This window comes from Umezawaea tangerina (genome assembly GCF_003002815.1).
Taxonomy (GTDB): domain Bacteria; phylum Actinomycetota; class Actinomycetes; order Mycobacteriales; family Pseudonocardiaceae; genus Umezawaea; species Umezawaea tangerina.
On the sequence record NZ_PVTF01000018.1, the window covers coordinates 34518 to 52625 of the forward strand.

Annotated in this window: 15 protein-coding genes; 5 read left to right on the forward strand and 10 right to left on the reverse strand. The window is 71.5% G+C overall.

Annotation, left to right across the window (positions count from 1 at the left end; all coding sequences use genetic code 11):
- The first annotated feature begins 13 nt into the window (after window positions 1-13).
- Entirely contained in the window at window positions 14-2086 is a 2073-nt protein-coding gene (gene pknB, locus CLV43_RS41120; protein ID WP_106195442.1) for a Stk1 family PASTA domain-containing Ser/Thr kinase, read from the forward strand.
- 326 nt (window positions 2087-2412) lie between these two features.
- Here the strand turns inward: pknB and CLV43_RS41125 are convergent, their stop codons facing one another.
- Window positions 2413-3801 (reverse strand): class II 3-deoxy-7-phosphoheptulonate synthase, encoded by a 1389-nt coding sequence (locus CLV43_RS41125; RefSeq protein ID WP_106195445.1) that lies wholly within the window; start codon window positions 3799-3801, stop codon window positions 2413-2415.
- Window positions 3802-3926: 125 nt separating this feature from the next.
- On the opposite strand from CLV43_RS41125, the gene CLV43_RS41130 reads away from it, so the two are divergent.
- Complete coding sequence (locus CLV43_RS41130; RefSeq protein WP_170156240.1) at window positions 3927-4934, forward strand: DUF2891 domain-containing protein; 1008 nt, start codon at window positions 3927-3929, stop codon at window positions 4932-4934.
- A 51-nt stretch (window positions 4935-4985) separates the two neighbouring features.
- Here CLV43_RS41130 and CLV43_RS41135 read toward each other — a convergent pair whose 3' ends face one another.
- From CLV43_RS41135 to CLV43_RS41145, 3 genes are all read right to left on the reverse strand, one after another.
- Window positions 4986-6011 carry a 6-phosphofructokinase gene (locus CLV43_RS41135; RefSeq protein ID WP_106195451.1) on the reverse strand — a complete coding sequence of 342 codons (1026 nt, stop codon included), beginning with the start codon at window positions 6009-6011 and terminating at the stop codon, window positions 4986-4988.
- A gap of 137 nt (window positions 6012-6148) precedes the next feature.
- Window positions 6149-6661 carry a polyadenylate-specific 3'-exoribonuclease AS gene (locus CLV43_RS41140; RefSeq protein WP_146175113.1) on the reverse strand — a complete coding sequence of 171 codons (513 nt, stop codon included), beginning with the start codon at window positions 6659-6661 and terminating at the stop codon, window positions 6149-6151.
- A 22-nt stretch (window positions 6662-6683) separates the two neighbouring features.
- Window positions 6684-7442, reverse strand: coding sequence for a lysophospholipid acyltransferase family protein (locus CLV43_RS41145; RefSeq protein ID WP_106195457.1), 759 nt, complete (start codon window positions 7440-7442; stop codon window positions 6684-6686).
- Window positions 7443-7639: 197 nt separating this feature from the next.
- On the opposite strand from CLV43_RS41145, the gene CLV43_RS41150 reads away from it, so the two are divergent.
- Window positions 7640-8101 carry a hypothetical protein gene (locus tag CLV43_RS41150; RefSeq protein WP_106195703.1) on the forward strand — a complete coding sequence of 154 codons (462 nt, stop codon included), beginning with the start codon at window positions 7640-7642 and terminating at the stop codon, window positions 8099-8101.
- Window positions 8102-8575: 474 nt separating this feature from the next.
- Here CLV43_RS41150 and CLV43_RS41155 read toward each other — a convergent pair whose 3' ends face one another.
- From CLV43_RS41155 to CLV43_RS41180, 6 genes are all read right to left on the reverse strand, one after another.
- Window positions 8576-9544, reverse strand: a complete 969-nt coding sequence (locus tag CLV43_RS41155; RefSeq protein WP_106195459.1) for an ROK family glucokinase — start codon at window positions 9542-9544, stop codon at window positions 8576-8578.
- Window positions 9538-9894 carry a hypothetical protein gene (locus tag CLV43_RS41160; RefSeq protein ID WP_245887403.1) on the reverse strand — a complete coding sequence of 119 codons (357 nt, stop codon included), beginning with the start codon at window positions 9892-9894 and terminating at the stop codon, window positions 9538-9540. Before CLV43_RS41160 ends, CLV43_RS41155 begins: the two co-directional genes overlap by 7 nt.
- A 5-nt stretch (window positions 9895-9899) precedes the next feature.
- A complete protein-coding gene (locus CLV43_RS41165) occupies window positions 9900-11132 on the reverse strand; it encodes an ArsA family ATPase (protein ID WP_106195465.1) in 1233 nt (410 codons plus the stop codon).
- The gene (locus CLV43_RS41170; protein ID WP_106195468.1) at window positions 11129-11563 is read right to left on the reverse strand and encodes an SRPBCC family protein; all 435 of its coding nucleotides are present in this window, start codon (window positions 11561-11563) and stop codon (window positions 11129-11131) included. Before CLV43_RS41170 ends, CLV43_RS41165 begins: the two co-directional genes overlap by 4 nt.
- Window positions 11564-11641: 78 nt before the next feature.
- Window positions 11642-12430 carry a metallophosphoesterase family protein gene (locus tag CLV43_RS41175; protein ID WP_106195471.1) on the reverse strand — a complete coding sequence of 263 codons (789 nt, stop codon included), beginning with the start codon at window positions 12428-12430 and terminating at the stop codon, window positions 11642-11644.
- Between the two features lie 10 nt (window positions 12431-12440).
- Entirely contained in the window at window positions 12441-12821 is a 381-nt protein-coding gene (locus CLV43_RS41180) for a polyketide cyclase / dehydrase and lipid transport (RefSeq protein ID WP_106195474.1), read from the reverse strand.
- Between the two features lie 112 nt (window positions 12822-12933).
- Here CLV43_RS41180 and CLV43_RS41185 point away from each other — a divergent pair, with 112 nt between their 5' ends.
- Window positions 12934-14745, forward strand: a complete 1812-nt coding sequence (locus CLV43_RS41185; protein WP_106195476.1) for an AMP-dependent synthetase/ligase — start codon at window positions 12934-12936, stop codon at window positions 14743-14745.
- A 294-nt stretch (window positions 14746-15039) separates the two neighbouring features.
- A complete protein-coding gene (locus CLV43_RS41190) occupies window positions 15040-18102 on the forward strand; it encodes an AfsR/SARP family transcriptional regulator (RefSeq protein ID WP_170156241.1) in 3063 nt (1020 codons plus the stop codon).
- The last annotated feature ends 6 nt before the right edge of the window (window positions 18103-18108 follow it).

Consider the following 18108-nt stretch of genomic DNA (forward strand, 5'->3'; position numbering starts at 1 on the left):
ACGATCGGTAGTTGTGGAGAGGTCTGGTACGAAAGTGATCGGCGGATTGCTGGAACACCGCTACCGGGTGGACCGCGTGCTCGCCCGTGGCGGCATGTCCACCGTGTACCGCGGCGTGGACACACGCCTGGACCGCGCCGTGGCCATCAAGGTGATGGACCCGCAGTTCTCGGCGGACCGGTCCTTCGTAGCCCGCTTCGAGCAGGAGGCCCGCGCGGCCGCCCGGCTCCACCACCCCGGCATCGTCGCCGTGCACGACCAGGGAGTCGACCGAGGCGAACCGGGCGGCGAGCACGTATTCCTCATCATGGAACTCATCGAGGGCGGAACGCTCCGCGACCTCATCAGTGAGCGCGGCACGCTGAGCACCCCGCTCGCGCTGAGCGTGCTGGAACCCGTGCTGTCGGCGCTGGCCGCCGCGCACCAGGCCGGGCTCGTGCACCGGGACGTGAAGCCGGAGAACGTCCTGATCGGCCTGGACGGCCGGGTCAAGGTCGCCGACTTCGGGCTGGTCCGCGCCGTGGCCAGCGTGAGCACGACCAGCGACAGCACGATACTGGGCACCGTGGCCTACCTCTCGCCGGAGCAGGTGGCCACCGGCGCTTCGGACGCCCGAAGCGACGTGTACTCGGCGGGCATCGTGCTCTACGAGATGCTGACCGGCGTCACGCCCTACCTCGGCGACACGCCCATCTCGGTCGCCTACCGGCACGTCAACGAGGACGTCCCCGCCCCCAGCACCATCGTCCCCGGCATCCCGGCGGAGCTGGACCAGCTGGTGGTGCGCGCGACCCGCCGCGACCCCGCGCAGCGCCCAGCCGACGCGGCGGCGTTCCTGGCGGAGGCCGAACGGGTGCGCGCCGCGCTGGGCGTGCCGAGGATGGCCGTCCCCGCCCCGGCGCCGGGCCAGCACGACCAGACCGTCCGGGTACGCCCCGTGCAGGCGCCGCGCGACTCGGCCGCCGCCGAGCTGACGATGCCCGTGCTGGCCGCCGCGGGCGCCGGTGCGGCCACGATCAGCCACCGGGTACCCGGAACGCCCGGCGGGGCCGGTGGCGGCCCCCAGGGCACCGTGGCGCTCAACCGCACCGCCTACCAGCCGCCGCCCGCCGCTCCCCCGCCGCCGAAACCGGCCGCGAAGAAGCGGGTGCCGCGCAAGACCGCCGCCGAGGTCTACGAGGAGGAGCGCAAGCGCAACAAGCGCCGGTTCATCCTCTGGGCGGGCCTCGTCGCCCTGCTGGCCGTCCTCGTCGGCGTCACGGCGTGGTGGATGGGCAGCGGCCGCTTCACCACCGTGCCCGGCCTCATCGGCGCGGAGGAGGAGACCGCGGTCGTCCTGCTCAAGGACGCCTCGCTCAAGTCCACCTTCACCCAGGAGGCCAGCGACACCGTCCCCAAGGGCAAGGTGCTGCGCACCGACCCCGCCGAGGGCACGGAGAAGCTGCGCGGCGACGCGGTCAAGGTCTACATCTCGCTCGGCAAGCCCGTCGTCCCGATCGTGCGCCCCGGCAGCGAGAGCGCGGACGTGGAGAACGACATCAAGAAGAGCGGCCTGAAGGCCTCGCTCGACGCGAACGCCGACGTCTTCAGCGACACCGTCACCAAGGGCAAGGTCGTCACCTCCAAGCCCGCCCCCGGCACCGAGGTCAAGCTCAACTCGACCGTCACCATCGTGCTCAGCAAGGGCTCCGAGCCGAAACCGGTCCCGGACCTCACCGGCAAGACCAAGGACGAGGCCTTCGCCGAGCTCACCTCCCTCGGCTTCGAACCCGTCGAGGGCAAGGGCGAGCCGTCCGGGAACGTCGAGGGCGGCAAGGTGGTCCGCACCGATCCCCCCGCGAACACGACGATCCCCGCCGGGTCGAGCAAGAAGGTCAGCGTGATCCTGTCCACGGCCAAGGCGCAGGTCACCGTGCCGAAGGTCGAGGGGCAGAAGGTGAAGGACGCCAAGAAGAGCCTGGAGGACCTCGGATTGCAGGTCGAGGTGCTGTTCAACCGGAACTCGAACTCGAAGGTGCTCAACCAGTCGATCCCGCCGAACACGAAGGTCGACAAGGGCACGAAGATCACGCTCATCGCACCGTGAGGAGTGGCCGGTGGAATTGACTTTTGGTCAATTCCACCGGCCGGTTCGCACAATAGGCGTCACGGGGATGTCCGATTGCCGGAACGGTTCCCGGACGAGGCCCAGCGCACCGGGGAACGCGTCCGGCTCGGAGACCGTCGTCGACATGCGCGACGAGGAGCGGTCTTGATCCACCTGGACTCGTGCGCGCTCATCAAGCTCGTACTCGACGAGCCCGAAAGCCGAGGGCGTCAGGTCGTGACGCCCGGCGCGGGCATCTGACCCGTGCCCCGACGTAGAGCGGCCCCCGACAACCGAGGTTGTCGGGGGCCGCTGTGCGGAACGGGTCAGGAGCGGAGCATCTCGGCGACGAGGAAGGCGAGCTCCAGGGACTGCTGGGTGTTGAGGCGGGGGTCGCAGGCGGTCTCGTAGCGGCCGGCCAGGTCGGCGTCGGAGATCTCCTGGGCGCCGCCCAGGCACTCGGTGACGTCCTCACCGGTCAGCTCGATGTGGATGCCGCCGGGGTGGGTGCCGAGGCCGCGGTGGACCTCGAAGAAGCCCTGCACCTCGTCGACGATGCGGTCGAAGTGCCGCGTCTTGTACCCGGTGGACGCCTCGTGGGTGTTGCCGTGCATCGGGTCGCACTGCCAGATGACCTGGTGCCCGGAGGCGGTGACCTTCTCGACGATGCCGGGGAGCAGCTCGCGGACCTTGCCGTTGCCCATGCGGGAGATGAGCGTGAGCCGCCCGGCCTCGTTGCGCGGGTCGAGGCGTTCGACGTACTCGACCGCCATCTCGGGCGTGGTCGACGGGCCGATCTTGAGGCCGATGGGGTTGGACAGCATCTCGGCGAACGCGATGTGGGCGCCGTCGAGCTGCCTGGTCCGGTCGCCGATCCACAGGAAGTGGGACGACAGGTCGTAGAGGCGCGGCTCGTCGTTGGTGGTGTCCAACCGCAGCAGCGAGCGCTCGTAGTCGAGCAGCAGCGCCTCGTGCGAGGCGAAGATCTCGGTCGTGTGCAACGACATGTCGTTCACGCCGCAGGCCGACATGAAGCGCAGGCCGCGGTCGATCTCGGCGGCCAGCGCCTCGTAGCGCTCCCCGGCGGGCGAGGTGCGCACGAAGTCCTTGTTCCAGTCGTGCAGGCGGTGCAGGTCGGCCATGCCGGCGCTGGTCATGGCGCGCAGCAGGTTCATCGCCGCGCTCGCGTTCGCGTACGCCCTGACCAGGCGCGACGGGTCGGGGATCCGGGCTTCCGGAGTCGCGACCAGCGAGTTGACGATGTCGCCCCGGTAGGACGGCAGGCCGAGCGCGTCGATGTTCGACGAGCGCGGCTTGGCGTACTGACCGGCGATGCGGCCGACCTTGACCACGGGCACGCTGGCGCCGTAGGTCAGCACGACGGCCATCTGGAGCAGCGTCCGGATGTTCGCCCTGATGTGCGGCTCGGTGTTGTCGGCGAAGGTCTCCGCGCAGTCGCCGCCCTGGAGCAGGAAGGCGTCGCCTCGGGCGACCTCGGCGAGGTTCGCGCGCAGCCGGTCGATCTCGGCGGGCACGGTGATGGGGGGAACGCTCTCGAGCACGGCGCGCACCCGCCGCACCTGCTCCGGGTCAGGCCACTCCGGCTGCTGGGCAGCCGGGCGGGCCAGCGCGTCGTCCAGGCGAGAGCGCATCTCGGGAGGAAGAGGCGGAAGCTCGGGAAGCGTGTCCACGGGCACGTCCACGGTCCAGTTCACAGTGAACAGGGTATTCGCTCGACCTCGAGTGGCGCTCTGGGGGTTTCCGCAGTCGGGAAGCCAACGTACGGCGTATGCGCGGACCCGGTCCCCACCTGCATTATGAACCTATGAATTCCACCCGATTGGATGATGGTACGGCGGCACGGCTGCTGGCGACCGCTGTGGCGAACGTCCAACGGGACCACCCCGTGCACTGGACCCACATGGTGAGCTCCGACGCGGAGCTGGTGCCGCAGCGGACGTTGCACCCGGTGTTCGCCGGGTCCTACGACTGGCACTCGTGCGTCCACCAGACGTGGCTGGCGGTGCGCCTGGTCCGGTTGCGGCCGGACCTGGAGGGCTCGGCCGAGGCGGTCGCGGTGCTGGACTCGTTGCTGACGCCGGAGAAGTGCGAGGTCGAGGCCGAGTTCTTCCGCGGTCCCTGGGGCAAGCACTGGGAGCGCCCGTACGGCTGGGCGTGGCTGCTCGTGCTGGACGCCGAGCTGAAGACGTGGGGCTCGGAGACCGCGCAGCGGTGGTCCACGGCGCTGGCACCGCTCGCCGACGTCCTGCGCGACCGGTTCCTGACGTGGGCGAGCACGGCGCGGCTGCCGATGCGCGTCGGCACGCACGGCAACACCGCGTTCGCAACCAGCATGGTGCTGGACGCGGCGCGCGCCGTGGACGACGTGGAGCTGACCGAGGTGTGCGTCGAGGCAGCGCTGCGGTGGCACCGCGAGGACGTGGGCTACGGCGGGTTCGAGCCGGACGCGGCGGACTTCCTGTCCCCCGCGCTCGTCGAGTCCGACCTGATGCGCCGGGTCCTGGACGCCGACGAGTTCGCCGCGTGGTTCGAGGCGTTCCTGCCGAACTTGGACGAGGCGCGCTGGAAGGTGCTGCGCGAGCCGGTCCCGGTCGACGACCCCGCCGACCCGTACGGCTCGCACCTGTCCGGGCTGGCCCTGTCGCGGGCGTGGAACTGGCAGGCGGTCGCCGAGGCGCTGCCCGCCGGCCACCGCTACCGCGACCTCGCGCTGACCTCCGCGGAGGCGCACCGCGAGGCGGGCTGGCGGTACGTGTTCGGCCACGGCTACGCCGCCGAGCACTGGCTCGGCACGTTCGCCGCCTACCTGGACCTGGGCGCCTACTGAGACGCGAAGAGGGCCCCGGGTCGCCTCGGGGCCCTCTTCGGGAAACGGTGATCAGCCGAAAAAGACTTCGGCCTCGGCCAGGCGGTGCGGGGGCACGGTCTTGAGCTCGGCGGTCGCCTCGGAGAGCTTCACCCGGACGATCTCGGTGCCGCGCAGGGCGACCATCACGCCGAAGTCGCCGTCGGCGACCGCGTCGGCCGCGTGCAGGCCGAAGCGGGTGGCGAGGACCCGGTCGTAGGCGGTCGGGATGCCGCCGCGCTGGGTGTGGCCCAGCACGACCGCGCGGGACTCCTTGCCGGTGCGCTGCGCGATCTCCTCCGCGAGCCACGTGCCGACGCCGCCGAGGCGGACGTGGCCGAACGCGTCCTTCTCGCCGGAGTGCAGGACCTCGGCGCCGCCTTCGGGCACAGCGCCCTCGGCCACGACGATGATCGGCGCGTACTGCTTCTCGAAGCGCCGCTCGACCCAGTTCACGACCTTCTCGACGCTGAACGGGCGCTCGGGCACGAGGATGACGTTCGCGCCACCGGCGAGGCCGGAGTGCAGCGCGATCCAGCCCGCGTGGCGGCCCATGACCTCGACGACGAGGGCGCGGTGGTGCGACTCGGCGGTGGTGCGCAGCCGGTCGATCGACTCGGTCGCGATGTGCACGGCGGTGTCGAAGCCGAACGTGTAGTCGGTCGCGCCGAGGTCGTTGTCGATGGTCTTCGGCACGCCGACGACGCCGATGCCGTCGTCGGTGAGGCGCTTCGCGACGCCGAGGGTGTCCTCGCCGCCGATCGCGATCAGCGCGTCGACGCCCTCGTCGGAGAGCACCTTGCGGATCTTGTCCACGCCGCCGTCGACCTTGTACGGGTTGGTCCGCGACGAGCCGAGGATGGTGCCACCCCTGGTGAGGATGTCCTCGACGTCCGCGAGGCCGACGGACTTGGTCAGTCCCTCGATCGGCCCCTGCCACCCGTTGCGGAAGCCGACGATGTCCCAGCCGTGGACCTCGACGCCCTTGCGAACGACGGCCCTGATGACCGCGTTCAGGCCAGGGCAGTCCCCGCCGCCAGTGAGCACACCGATGCGCATCTGCTTCGCCCAATCTCTCTCGAAGACCGTTGTGGTCGAGTGCCGCCCCGGCTCCAGCGCCCGGCGTCACTACCTCGGAGCTTGAAGCGTGTCACGGACTGGATCGGTGCAGCAACACCGAGGTCACAATTCTGTGCTCAGGCGACCGGGAACCCGCGCTTGCGGCGCTCCTGTTCGATCACCTTCCACCGCGCCAGGTTGTGCCTGGCGTCGGCGAGCGCGTCGTGCGCGTCCGCGGGCGGCTGGGGCAGCCGGGGCTTGCCGACGTCGTCCCAGCGCTGCCGCAGGTCGCGGGTGAAGCGGGGCAGGCTGCGCGGCAACGCGGGCATCGCACCCCAGAGCTGGGCCAGCGCGACGTGGTCGTACGCCGCGAACCAGGCCCACAGCTCGACCTCGTCGCGGGCCGCTTTCGGCCCGCCGAGGAAGTCGAGCAGGTCGCGCTTGATCTTCTCCCGACTGCGCCAGCACTTGTCGGAGGGCGGCGGGAGCTGGTTGAGCACGTTGTTGCGCACCCAGGGACCGGCCTTCGCCGGGTCGAACTCGGTCGAGACGGCGTAGAACTCGTCGCCCTGCTCGGTCACCACACCGATCGAGATCAGGTCGATGGTGGTGCCGTCCTCGATGAATTCGCAGTCGTAGAAGAAACGCACCGGGCCCACCCTAAGTGCCCGCTCAGCCCGCCTTCGTCTCGGGCACGCGATCGACGGACTTGGCATCCGGCCGGCCGGGCACCTCCACGGCGGCCTCCGCCGCGGCCTGGTCCTCCTTGGCCTTGGCCGCGTAGACGTCCACGTACTCCTGGCCGGTCAGCTCCATCAGGGCGTACATGATCTCGTCGGTGATCGACCGCAGCACGAACCGGTCGCCGGAGAGCCCTTCGTAGCGGGAGAAGTCCAGCGGCTTGCCGATCTTGATCGAGATCTGGGTCGGCTTCCACATTCGGGAGCCGATCGGGTTCGCCTTGTCGGTGCCGAACATCGCGACCGGGATCACCGGCACGCCCGCTTCCAGCGCGATCCAGGCCACCCCGACCTTGCCCTTGTACAGGCGGCCGTCCGGCGAGCGCGTGCCCTCCGGGTAGATGCCCAGCAGCTTGCCCTCCCGCAGGATCCGCACGCCGGTGGACAGCGCGCCCTGCGCCGCCGAGGCGCTCGACCGGTCGATCGGCACCTGCCCGACCCCGGACATGAACGCCTTCTGCAACCAGCCCTTCACGCCGGTACCCGTGAAGTACTCGATCTTGGCCGGGAACGTCACCCTCCGCGACAGCTTCAGCGGCAGGAAGAAGGAGTCGGACACCGCCAGGTGGTTGCTCGCCAGGATGGCGCCACCTTCCTTCGGGATGTTCTCGGCGCCCTCGATGATCCGGGGGCGGAAGAACACCTTCAGCAGGGGTCCGAGAAAAATGTGCTTCATCAACCAGTACAGCACTGCTGGGAGCGCCTCCCTCACCGACCTTGATCCGACCTCAGCCTACGTAGCCGACGGCACAAGGCACAACGAACACGCGCACCCGGTCGATACGGGCCCAGATCCCTCCGGTTGCCGGGACCCGGAACGCGGGGCGGACGTGGGACGATGTCAGGGAAGTGGACGACGCCCGGACACGGGAGGGCTGGAGCACGCCGATGGATTCCCGACGCGACTCGACCGACGGCCCCGAGGACGTGGACGCCGCCTTCGCCGAAATCGTCGCCAGCCTCGAACGGGACGGTATGGGCGCCAACTGGCCCGACCCTCCCGACTTCGACGACCCCCAGGACGAACCCGTGGCCGCCGGCATCCGCCCCGAAGGCCAACCCCGCGTCCCCACCCCCGACCCGGACGCGGACGACGAGGACGACAACGAGCACTTCGTCCCCCCAGAACCCCCACCACTGCCGAAGCTGCGCGCCGGCACCATCGCCGCCCTAGCCGTCATCCTCGTCGGCGTAGCACTGCTCTTCATCCCTCAACTCTTCGGCATCTCCACCCAACTAACCGTCCCAGCCGCCCTGGTCGTCCTCTGCGCCGGCGTCGGCTGGCTAGTCCTCAGAATCCGCCCCGACCCACCCCAGGACTCCGGCTGGGACGACGGCGCAGTCCTCTAACAACAGCAAAAACAACAAACAAAGCCACCACCACCAACTTGCCCCTCGCGGAGCGAGGAACACCGACCCGACGCAGCCGCCACCTCGCATCCGGCGCGGAGCGCCCGCCGCTTCGTCCGACGGCGAAGCCGAGGATGCCTTGTCGGGCGGAGCCCGATGCCCTGTCGGACGTAGTCCGATGCCCTGTCGGGCGGAGCCCGATGCTGGCGAAGCCAGACCTACCCCTGCCCCCGATACACAGCGCCCTCCTGCCCTGCCCTGCTTTGTCAAGACAGCTTTATCGTCTTGACAAAGCAGGGCAGGGCATTGAGACAATCGCGCGCCGGGGGCCGGGCTTCACCAGGGGTGGGCACCACGAAACCGACGGCCAGGCTCCGCCGGGAAACGACGGTCAAACCTCACCGAAGGACGGACGGAAAGCACCACCAAGGCCTCGCCTGGGGACGGGAACACCCCACACCAACCCCCGCCCCCCTACCTCCGCCCGTTCCTAGCCGCCCGATCCCCCAGCTCCCGAGCCAACGTAGCCACCCCCACCAACCCCGCGTCGTCCCCCAGCTGCGCCGTCCGGATCCTCGCCAACGGCCGGTGCCCCGCCCCCGTCACCACCGCCGCGTACCTCTCCCGCGCCTCGTCCAGGAACAGCGGCGCCGACTCCGACACCCCTCCCCCGATCACCACCATCTCCGGGTCGTACACGTCCGCGACCAGCGCCAACCCGTCTCCGAGCCATTTCGCCAGGTCGGACATGGCGCGCAGGGCCAACGGGTCCCCGTCCCGCGCGGCCGCCGCCACCCGCCGCCCGGTGACCGCCCGCGAGTCCTTCAGCGCTTCCCGCACCAGCACCGTCGACGCACCGGGGTTCTTCGCCAGCAGTTCCACGGCGGTCGTGCTCAGCGCCGTCCCGCTGCAGTACCTCTCCCAACACCCGTTCTTCCCGCAGGGGCACGGCCGCCCGTCCGGCACCAGCCTCAGGTGCCCGAGCTCGGGCGCGACCCCGTAGGCGCCCCGGTACACCTGCCCGTCGATCAGCAGCGCCCCGCCGATCCCGGTCCCCAGCGCCACCAGGACGGCGAGCTTCGCCCCGCGCGCGGCGCCGAACCGGTGCTCGGCCAGCGCGGCGGCGTTCGCGTCGTGCTCCAGCACGACCGGCATCCCGATGCGTTCCGACAGCCGCTGCGCCACCGGCGCCTGCCGCCACGCGAGGTGCGGTGCGAACCGCACCGTCCGCCGGTCGGTGGCCACGAAACCCGCGACGGCGAGTCCCACGGCCGAGATGTCGTGCCGGGTGGCCAGCTCCGACACCGCGGACGTGATCGCGTCCTCCAGCGGTCCCTCGTCGCCCGGTGTCAGGGCGCGGGTGATGTCCAGGACGGCACCGTCGGCGTCCACCACACCGGCGCGGACGCTCGTCCCGCCGATGTCGACACCGACGGTCAGCACTGCGAACCCTGGTCGGACCTCCGGCGCACCACCTGGATGTGCTGGACCCTCGGCTCTTCGGCAGCGGGCTCCGGCGGCGCGGCCGCGGCGGGCTCGCCCAACGCCATCCGCAGCACCGTGAGCAGCCCGGACACGTGCTCGGCGGCCTTCGAGGCCAGTTCCGAACGGTCACCGCGCAACAGGGCGGCGCCGTTGCAGAGCGGGCACCAGCCGCAGGTCTGCGGGGTGTGCTCGCCCGTCGCCTCACCGGCCGTGGCGACCTTCTGCAGCCACGGCTGCGCGCGTTCGGCCGCCACGTCGATCAGCAGCCGCAGTTCCTCGACCAGCTTGGCCGTCTTGTCGTCCGCCACAGGGTTCACCGCATCCACAGGTTGGGGTCGGGGCGGAAGCTGACTGCCAAACCCGTCTCGTCCATCTCGGCTCCGGTCACCACGCAGCGGCGCAGCAGCGACGGCAGCGCGACGAGCCTGCGCCTGCCGTCGACGGTCACCGCGAGCTCGTCGCCGACGCGGGCCAGGTCGAGGGCGGTGTCGTCGCCGAGGGGCAGCGCGATCCGGAGCGTGTACTCGGCCTCGGTACCGCGACCGCCGCCGGTGACCACCAGCATCGGGGCCGTGGACGACTCGACGCCGCCCAGCGGGTCGGCGCCCTGGTAGAGCTGGGCGGCCACGTCGAGCAGCGCGGGCACGCCGACGGGCTCGGCCGCGCGGTGGTCGACGACGCGCAGGACGACCTCGCCCATGCCGGTCAGCTCGGCGGACCGGCGCAGGTCGGCGAGCACGGCGTCCTGCTCGGCGCGGCGGGTGCGCAGCCACGCGGCGGACTCGCCAAACTCGGCGCCCGCGTCGGGCACGAGGCGGTTCGCGACGACGCCGTCGACGCGGATCCCCTGCAACGCCAACGCGGTCAGGGTCCGCCGGGTCTCGGCGGCGACGACGCGTTCGGGCGTCAGGACCAGCCGGACGCTCGTCGCGGTCCGGTCGGTGAGCATCGCGCGCAACGCGTCGAGGTGCTCGGCGAGCCTGCCGAGGGCGTCGGCGGTGGCGTCCCACTTCTCCACGGTGGCCGTGCCCGCGACACCCGCGAGCAGGCCGCGGACCACGCGCCGGTGGGTCGGGAAGAGGCGTTCGAGGTAGCCGGCGAAGGCCTCGGGGAGCGAGAGCAGCCGCAGCGTCTCGGCGGTCGGACCGCAGTCGACGACCACCGTCTCCCACGGGCCCGCGTGCGCGAGCCGGTGCACCTCGGCGAGCGCGAGGAGCTCCTCGACGCCGGGCAGGACGGTCAGCTCCTCCGCGTCGAGCTCGTCGACTCCGGCGCCCGCGAGGATCGTGCGGAGGTGGCCGCGCAGGTCGTGCCAGGCGTGGTCGACGAGGTCGCGCGGGTCGATCTGGGCGGCGAACAGTCCCGAGTCCACTTCGGACGGTCGGCCGCCGAGCGGGACGCCGAGCGCGTCGCCGAGGGAGTGCGCGGGGTCGGTCGAGACGACCAGCGCCTTGCGGCCGTCCGCGGCGAGCTGGGCGGCGGTGGCGGCGGCCAGCGTCGTCTTGCCGACGCCGCCCTTGCCGGTGAAGAGCAGGACGCGCGTCATCCAGCGTTCTCTACGCGCCGCTTGAGCTCCTTGAGGGCGGTGTCCATGATCATCTTCTCGGCCTTGCGGCGGAAGAGGCCGATCATCGGCACGACCAGCTGCACGGACAGCGTGTACGTCACCTCGGTGCTGCCGCCCTTGGGCTTCAACGCGTAGCTGCCCTGCTGGGACTTCTGCATGTTGCCCTTGACCAGGGTCCAGCCGACACCGTCGGCGGCCCAGTCGTAGGCCAGCACGTACTCGTCCTTGATGGGGCCCTGGTCGATGTTGAACTTCACCTGCGCCGCCCGACCGTCCTCACGGGATTCGAGCACCTCGGTGCGCTTCACCCCGTTCGCCCAGTCCGGGTACGACTCGAAGTCCGCGATGACCGCCAGGATCTGCTCCGGCGGCGCGTCGATCACGATTGACTGGGTGGACTCGTCGGCCATGCGCAGCAGGTTACAGCTTTTGGCGGTCGCTGCTCCGCGGGCTCCGGCTCCGCCGTCGGGAGTCGGCACGCCGGGGGTTCACCAGGTGAGGGCGTAGGGCCTGCCGACCTGTTGGAAGTGGCCGACGTTGACGCATTCGGTGCGGCCGACGCGGACGCGGCGGGCCATGGGCTGGTGGACGTGGCCGAAGACCGACCACCGGGGCTGTTCGCGGTGCACGGCCTCCAGCAGCGCGGTCGAGCCCGCCTCGGCGCGGCGGGCGACCACGTCGTAGGTCAGCTCGGCGACCGCGGGCGGGATGTGCGAGCACAGCACGTCGACGTCCGTGAGCTTCGCCACCACGTCGGCGAAGTCCTCCTCGGGCCGCAGGTACGGCAGCCACGGGGCGTCCGGCGGGAGCACCTGGCCGCGGGCGAGCAGCGCGCCGCCCGCGAAGCCGAACCGCAGCCCGCCGATCTCCACCACCTCGCCGTCGACCGCGTGCACGCCGTCGCGGGCGAACTCGGGCCAGATCGCGGGCGAGTCGACGTTGCCGGGGATGGCGTAGGTCGGGGCCGTCATCGCGGCGAACATCGCCGCGTACTGGGTGCGCACGGCCTCGTCGACGACCTTGCGCGGGTCGTCCAGGCTCCCCCACAGCGAGCGCAGGAAGATCCCGGCGTCCGGCCCCATCGGGCCGCGCCGCAGCTCGGCGAACACGCCGACCTTCTCCGCGCCGAAGACCTGGCCGAGGATGCCCTTGGAGTGGTCGTGGTAGTCGACGAAGTCGACCAGGTCGCCGAGCACCACCAGCGCGTCGGCGCCGTCACCCGCGCGAGCGAGTGCCTCGGTGTTGCCGTGGACATCGGAGACGACGTGAACCCGCACACGTCCAAACCTACGACACGGGCGGCGGGCACCCCGGAGCACGACCGGCTTCCAAGGTCGACTTCAGGCCGAGCGAGACCGCCTTGGCCGCGAGCTGGCGCCGCCGCAGCTCCTTGCGGATCCGCTTCGCGGGCACGTCACCGGGCAGGTCGGCGCGCAGGAAGTAGTGCAGCAGGGTCCCGTCGAGCATCGGCTCCAGCCACACCTCCATGGTGCCGACCAGCGCACCCCCGACGGTCCACCGCAACCCTTGGTCACCGCGGTCCAGGTAGACCTCGACGTCGAGGTCGGGCCAGAATCGGCGCCAGGCGGACGGCGGCGCGAAGGCGGCCGCCACGGCCGACCGCGGCACCGCCAGGAAGGTCTCGTCAACGACGTCCACACTCGCCACGGCTGGGAAGAGTGCCACGACACGGTCACGGAACACCCCACCGGCCTGGTGTATCGCCGGAATCACAGGCTAAGTTTCCCCACCGGTAACAAACAATCGTCCGGAGGTTGACGTGCGCGAGTTCAGCGTCCCCGCAACCAGCCCTGTGGCTGCCGAGGAGAACCTCACCGACATGGTGTGGGCGAACGCGGAGCGCTTCGGCAACGCGGTCAGCTTCCGGCGCCGCGTTGACGGCACCTGGGTCGACGTCACCGCGCGTGACTTCGCCGCGCAGGTGCTGGCCGTGGCCAAGGGGCTCATCGCGGCGGGCATCGGGCCGGGTGACCGCATCGGCCTGCTGTCCAAGACCCGCTACGAGTGGTCCCTGCTCGACTTCGCCATCTGGTCGGTCGGCGGCGTGACCGTCCCGATCTACGAGACCTCGTCGGCCGAGCAGGTCGAGTGGATCCTGTCCGACTCCGCGGCCAAGGCCGTGTTCATCGAGACCGCCGCCCACCGCGGCACCGTGGACGGCGTCGTGGACCGGCTGCCCGAGGTGCGCCACGTGTGGCAGATCGACGGGCCCGGCGCCGACGGCGCGGCGGGCGCGATCGACGAGCTGACCGCGCTGGGCGCCGAGTCCTCGGACGACGACGTGCGCGAGCGCAGGCGCCTGGTCGGCGCGGACGACACCGCGACCATCGTCTACACGTCCGGCACGACCGGTCGCCCCAAGGGCTGCGAGCTGACCCACCGCAACCTGCTGTCCGAGGTCCGCGGGGCGCTCGTGGCGTTCCCGGAGCTGCTGATCGCGGGCAACTCGCTGCTGGTGTTCCTGCCCCTCGCGCACATCCTGGCGCGCGCCTTGGCCGTCTGCGGCGTGTACGCGCGGGTGACGCTGGGCCACACCTCCGACGTGAAGAACCTGCTGGAGGACCTCGCTTCGTTCCGGCCGTCGTTCGTGGTGGCCGTGCCACGCGTGTTCGAGAAGGTCTACAACGGCGCGAAGCAGAAGGCGCACGCGGGCGGCAAGGGCAAGATCTTCGACGCGGCCGAGGCGACCGCCGTCGAGTACAGCCAGGCCATGGACAAGGGCGGCGTCGGACTGGCGCTGAAGGTCAAGCACGCGGTGTTCTCGAAGCTCGTCTACGCGAAGCTGAAGGCGGCGCTCGGCGGGCGCTGCATCGCGGCGGTGTCCGGCGGCGCGCCGCTGGGCGAGCGCCTGGCGCACTTCTTCCGCGGCGTCGGCGTGCCGGTGCTGGAGGGCTACGGGCTCACCGAGACCAGCGCGGCGGCGGCGGTCAACACGCAGAAGGCGTTCCGCGTCGGCACGGTCGGCCAGCCGCTGGGCGGCACCTCGGTCCGGATCGCCGACGACGGCGAGATCCTGATCAAGGGCGGCGTGGTGTTCCGCAGCTACTGGAACAACCCCGAGGCCACCAAGGAGTCGCTGGAGGACGGCTGGTTCCACTCCGGCGACATCGGCGAGCTGGACTCCGACGGCTTCCTGCGGATCACCGGGCGCAAGAAGGAGATCATCGTCACCGCGGGCGGCAAGAACGTCTCCCCCGCCGTGCTCGAGGACCGGCTGCGGGCGCACCCGCTGATCAGCCAGTGCATGGTCGTCGGCGACGCGCAGCCGTTCATCGGCGCGCTCGTCACGATCGACCCGGAGTTCTTCCCCACCTGGCGCAAGCAGCACGACAAGGGCGACGACGTCACCGTGGCCGACCTGGTGACCGACGCCGACCTGGTGGCGGAGATCCAGGCGGCGGTGGACGACGCGAACCTGGCTGTGTCGAAGGCCGAGGCGATCCGGAAGTTCCGGATCCTGCCCGCGGACTTCACCGAGGCGAGCGGGGAGATCACGCCGAGCCTCAAGCTGCGCCGCACGATCGTCGCGGGCAAGTACTCCGACGACATCGCGGCCATCTACACGAAGTAGTACGAAAAAAAAGGGGGGCGGCCTGGCCACGGCCGCCCCCGGCGAGGCCGTCTTCCGCAAGAACGGCCGAAATTTAAGACGGGTGGCTCACGTCCGCGAGGACGTGAGCCACCCGACCCCCAGTGGATCGCGTATCCGCTGCTCAGCGGACCCGATGAAGTTCGCGTCCCGATCTCCCGACCGGGATGTCCCTAGACTGCCGTACCGCTCTGTCGTATCGCTGACGCCGTAATGACACCTGCCGTCAGCACCGCGCATAGGCTTGGGGACCGCGGCGAACTCGAGGGGATGCGCATGGGGTCGGCTGGCGAGTTCCGGCTGCTGGGACCGATGGAGGTCCTGCGGGACGACCGGGTGGTCCCCGTGCGGGCGGGCAAGCACCGCGCCCTGCTCGCCTGCTTGCTGTTGCGCGCCAACAAGGTCGTCCCGGTCGCCGACCTCGTCGAGGCGCTGTGGGGCGACAGCCCGCCCGCCAGGACGCGCGGCACGCTGCAGACCTACGTGATGCGGCTGAGGCAGGTCCTCGGCGACCCGACGCGGATCGTCACGACCCCGGTCGGCTACCGGCTTTCCGTTCCGCTGGACCGGATCGACGTCCACCTGTTCACCGCGGGCGCCACGCGGGCGCGGGAGCTGGCGGAGGCGGGCGACCTCACCGGCGCGCGGGACGCGTACGCGGAGACGATCGCGCTGTGGCGCGGGCCCGCGTTGGCGGACGTGCCCTCGGAGTCGCTGCACCGCGACGAGGCGCCGCGGCTGACCGAGGTGCTGATGCTGCTGCACGAGCAGCACGTGGACGTGGAGCTGGCGCTGGGCAACCACGAGCAGCTCGTGTCGGTGCTGCGCGGGCTGACCGCGGACCACCCGCTGCGGGAGCGGTTCTGGGCGCAGCTGATGCTCGCGCTGTACCGCAGCAGCCGCCAGGCCGAGGCGCTGGAGGTGTTCCGCCGGGTCGGCCGGGTGCTCGACGAGCAGCTGGGCATCGACCCAGGCGAGGACCTGCGGGCCGTGCACCAGGCGATCCTGACCGGCGACCCGCAGCTGGCCGCCCCGAAGGCCCAGCCGGTCGACGAGCAGCAGCCGGGCAGGCTGCCGCACGACCTGGCCGACTTCATCGGCCGCCAGGCACTGGTGGCCAGGCTGAGCGGGCTGTTCGCCGAGGACGAGCCGGGCACGGCGGTGCCGATCGTGACGCTGTCCGGGCTGCCGGGGGTCGGCAAGACGTCGCTGGCGGTGCACGTGGCGCACCGGCTGCGCGACCGGTTCCCCGACGGCACGCTGTACGTCGACCTGCGCGGCTACGGGCTAGGCCCGCCGACGGCGACCGTGGACGTGCTGGCGCGGTTCCTGCGGGCGCTGGGCGTGCCGTCGGAGCAGATCCCGCTGGACGTCGAGGAGTCGAGCACGCTGTTCCGGTCGCTGCTGACCGGCAGGCGGATGCTGCTGGTGCTGGACAACGCCTCCGCGCCCGACCAGGTGCGGCCGCTGCTGCCCGGCGCGGCCAGCTGCCCGGTGCTGGTGACCAGCCGGGACGACCTGCGCGGCCTGATCGCGATGAACGGCGCCCGGCGGATGTCGGTGGACGTGCTGGAGCCCGCCGAGTCGTGGGAGCTGCTGACCGCGATGCTCGGCGGGGACGAGGACCGCGCGGCCGTCGAGGAGCTGGCCCGGCGGTGCGCGCACCTGCCGCTGGCGCTGCGGGTGGCCGCGGCGAACGTGGCGTCGCGCCCCGGTGGCACGGTCGCGGGGTACCTCGCCGAGCTGCCCACCGACGAGCCGCTGGCCGCCGTCGACCTCGCCTACTCCGCGCTGACCGAGGACCAGCAGCGGCTGTTCCGGCTGCTCAGCCTGGTACCGGGCACCGACTTCACGGCGGAGGCCGCGGCCAACGTGGCCGACATCGAGGTGCCGAGGGCGTCGACGCTGCTGACCCAGCTCACCGAGGCCCACCTGCTGCTGCGGCCGCGGGCGGGGCGCTACCAGTTCCACGACCAGCTGATGCTGTTCGCGGCACGGCGGCGGGCCGCCCAGGACGGCGAGCGGGAGCAGGGCGACGCCCGCGCCCGGCTGCTGGAGTTCTACGTCAGGTCCGTCGACCAGTGCGCGATGCTGCTGTACCCGGACCTCGGCAGGCTGCCGAGCGAGCCCGCGCCGTGGGTGCGGCTGCCGAGGGTGACCTCGGCCGCGCAGGCCACGCGGTGGCTGGACGGGGAGCGCGCGAACCTCTCGGCGGCGATCCGGTCGGCCGCGGACGAGGGACCCGTGTCGATGGCGTGGCGCCTCGCGGACGCGATGCGCGGGTACCTGTGGATCGGCAAGCACGTCACGGAATGGCTCGCCACGGCCAAGTACGGCCTGCACGCCGCCCAGGAGGAGGGCGACCAGGCGGCCGAGGCGGCGATGGTGGGCAACCTGGCCCTGCTGCACTGGAAGCTGGGCGAGCTGGGGACGTCCGAGGAGCTCTACGGGCAGGCCATGGCCCTGCACCGGGCCATGGGCAACAAGATCGGCCAGGCGGGCACGCTGAACAACCTCGGTCTCGTGCTGATGGAGTCCGGTGACCTGGCCGCCGCCAGGGACGCGCTGCACCGCAGCCTCGACCTGATGAGCGGCCCGGACGGCGTCACGACGGCGCGCAGCACCATCCTGTGCACCCTGGGCATGCTCGCCATCGACACCGGGCACCTCGACGAGGCCCACCACCACCTCAGCGAGTCGTTGAAGATCAGCAGCGCGCACCGGCTGCGGGGCAGCGAGGCGACCTGCCGCAACTTCTTCGGCGTCGTGCTGCGCCTGCGCGGCGAGTACGAGGAGGCGTTGGAGCACCTCTCGATCGCGCTGGAGATCAGCCAGGAGGCGGGGTTCCGGGAGGTGACGGCGCGCGTGCTGGAGAGCACCGCGGTCACCAAGGTCGACCAGGGCGACCCGCACGCCGCGCTCGCGCTGGCCGGGCGCGCGCTGGAGGAGCTGCGGGAGAGCGGCGACCAGCAGACCACGACGAACGTGCTGGTCGTCATGGCCGAGTCCAACCGGCGGCTGGGCAGGCTGCGCACCGCGGACGAGCAGTTCCAGCAGGCGCTCACCAAGGCCAACCGGATCGGCTACCAGCCCACCGCCGCCAGGGCCCTGACCGGTCTGGCCACCACCCGCAGGCTGATGGGCGTGCCCGCCGAGGCGCTGGACCTGTGCATGCGGGCGGTCGCGATCGCCGTCGACATCGGCCTGCCCGTCACCGAGGCCGCGGCGCGGACCGAGCTGGCGGCCGTCCACCTCGCGCTCGGTGACGGCGGGGCCGCGGCCGAGCAGAGCGGACTGGCGGCGGCGATCTACCGGGAGACCGGCGCCAAGCCCGCCTGAGGGCGG

Excerpts from the sequence above, each read along its gene's own strand:
- CLV43_RS41150 (WP_106195703.1), top strand. The coding sequence starts at position 7,640 with ATGGATTCCCGACGCGACTCGACCGACGGCCCCGAGGACGTGGACGCC.
- CLV43_RS41190 (WP_170156241.1), top strand. The coding sequence starts at position 15,040 with ATGGGGTCGGCTGGCGAGTTCCGGCTGCTGGGACCGATGGAGGTCCTG.
- CLV43_RS41135 (WP_106195451.1), bottom strand. The coding sequence starts at position 6,011 with ATGCGCATCGGTGTGCTCACTGGCGGCGGGGACTGCCCTGGCCTGAAC.
- CLV43_RS41170 (WP_106195468.1), bottom strand. The coding sequence starts at position 11,563 with ATGGCCGACGAGTCCACCCAGTCAATCGTGATCGACGCGCCGCCGGAG.
- CLV43_RS41165 (WP_106195465.1), bottom strand. The coding sequence starts at position 11,132 with ATGACGCGCGTCCTGCTCTTCACCGGCAAGGGCGGCGTCGGCAAGACG.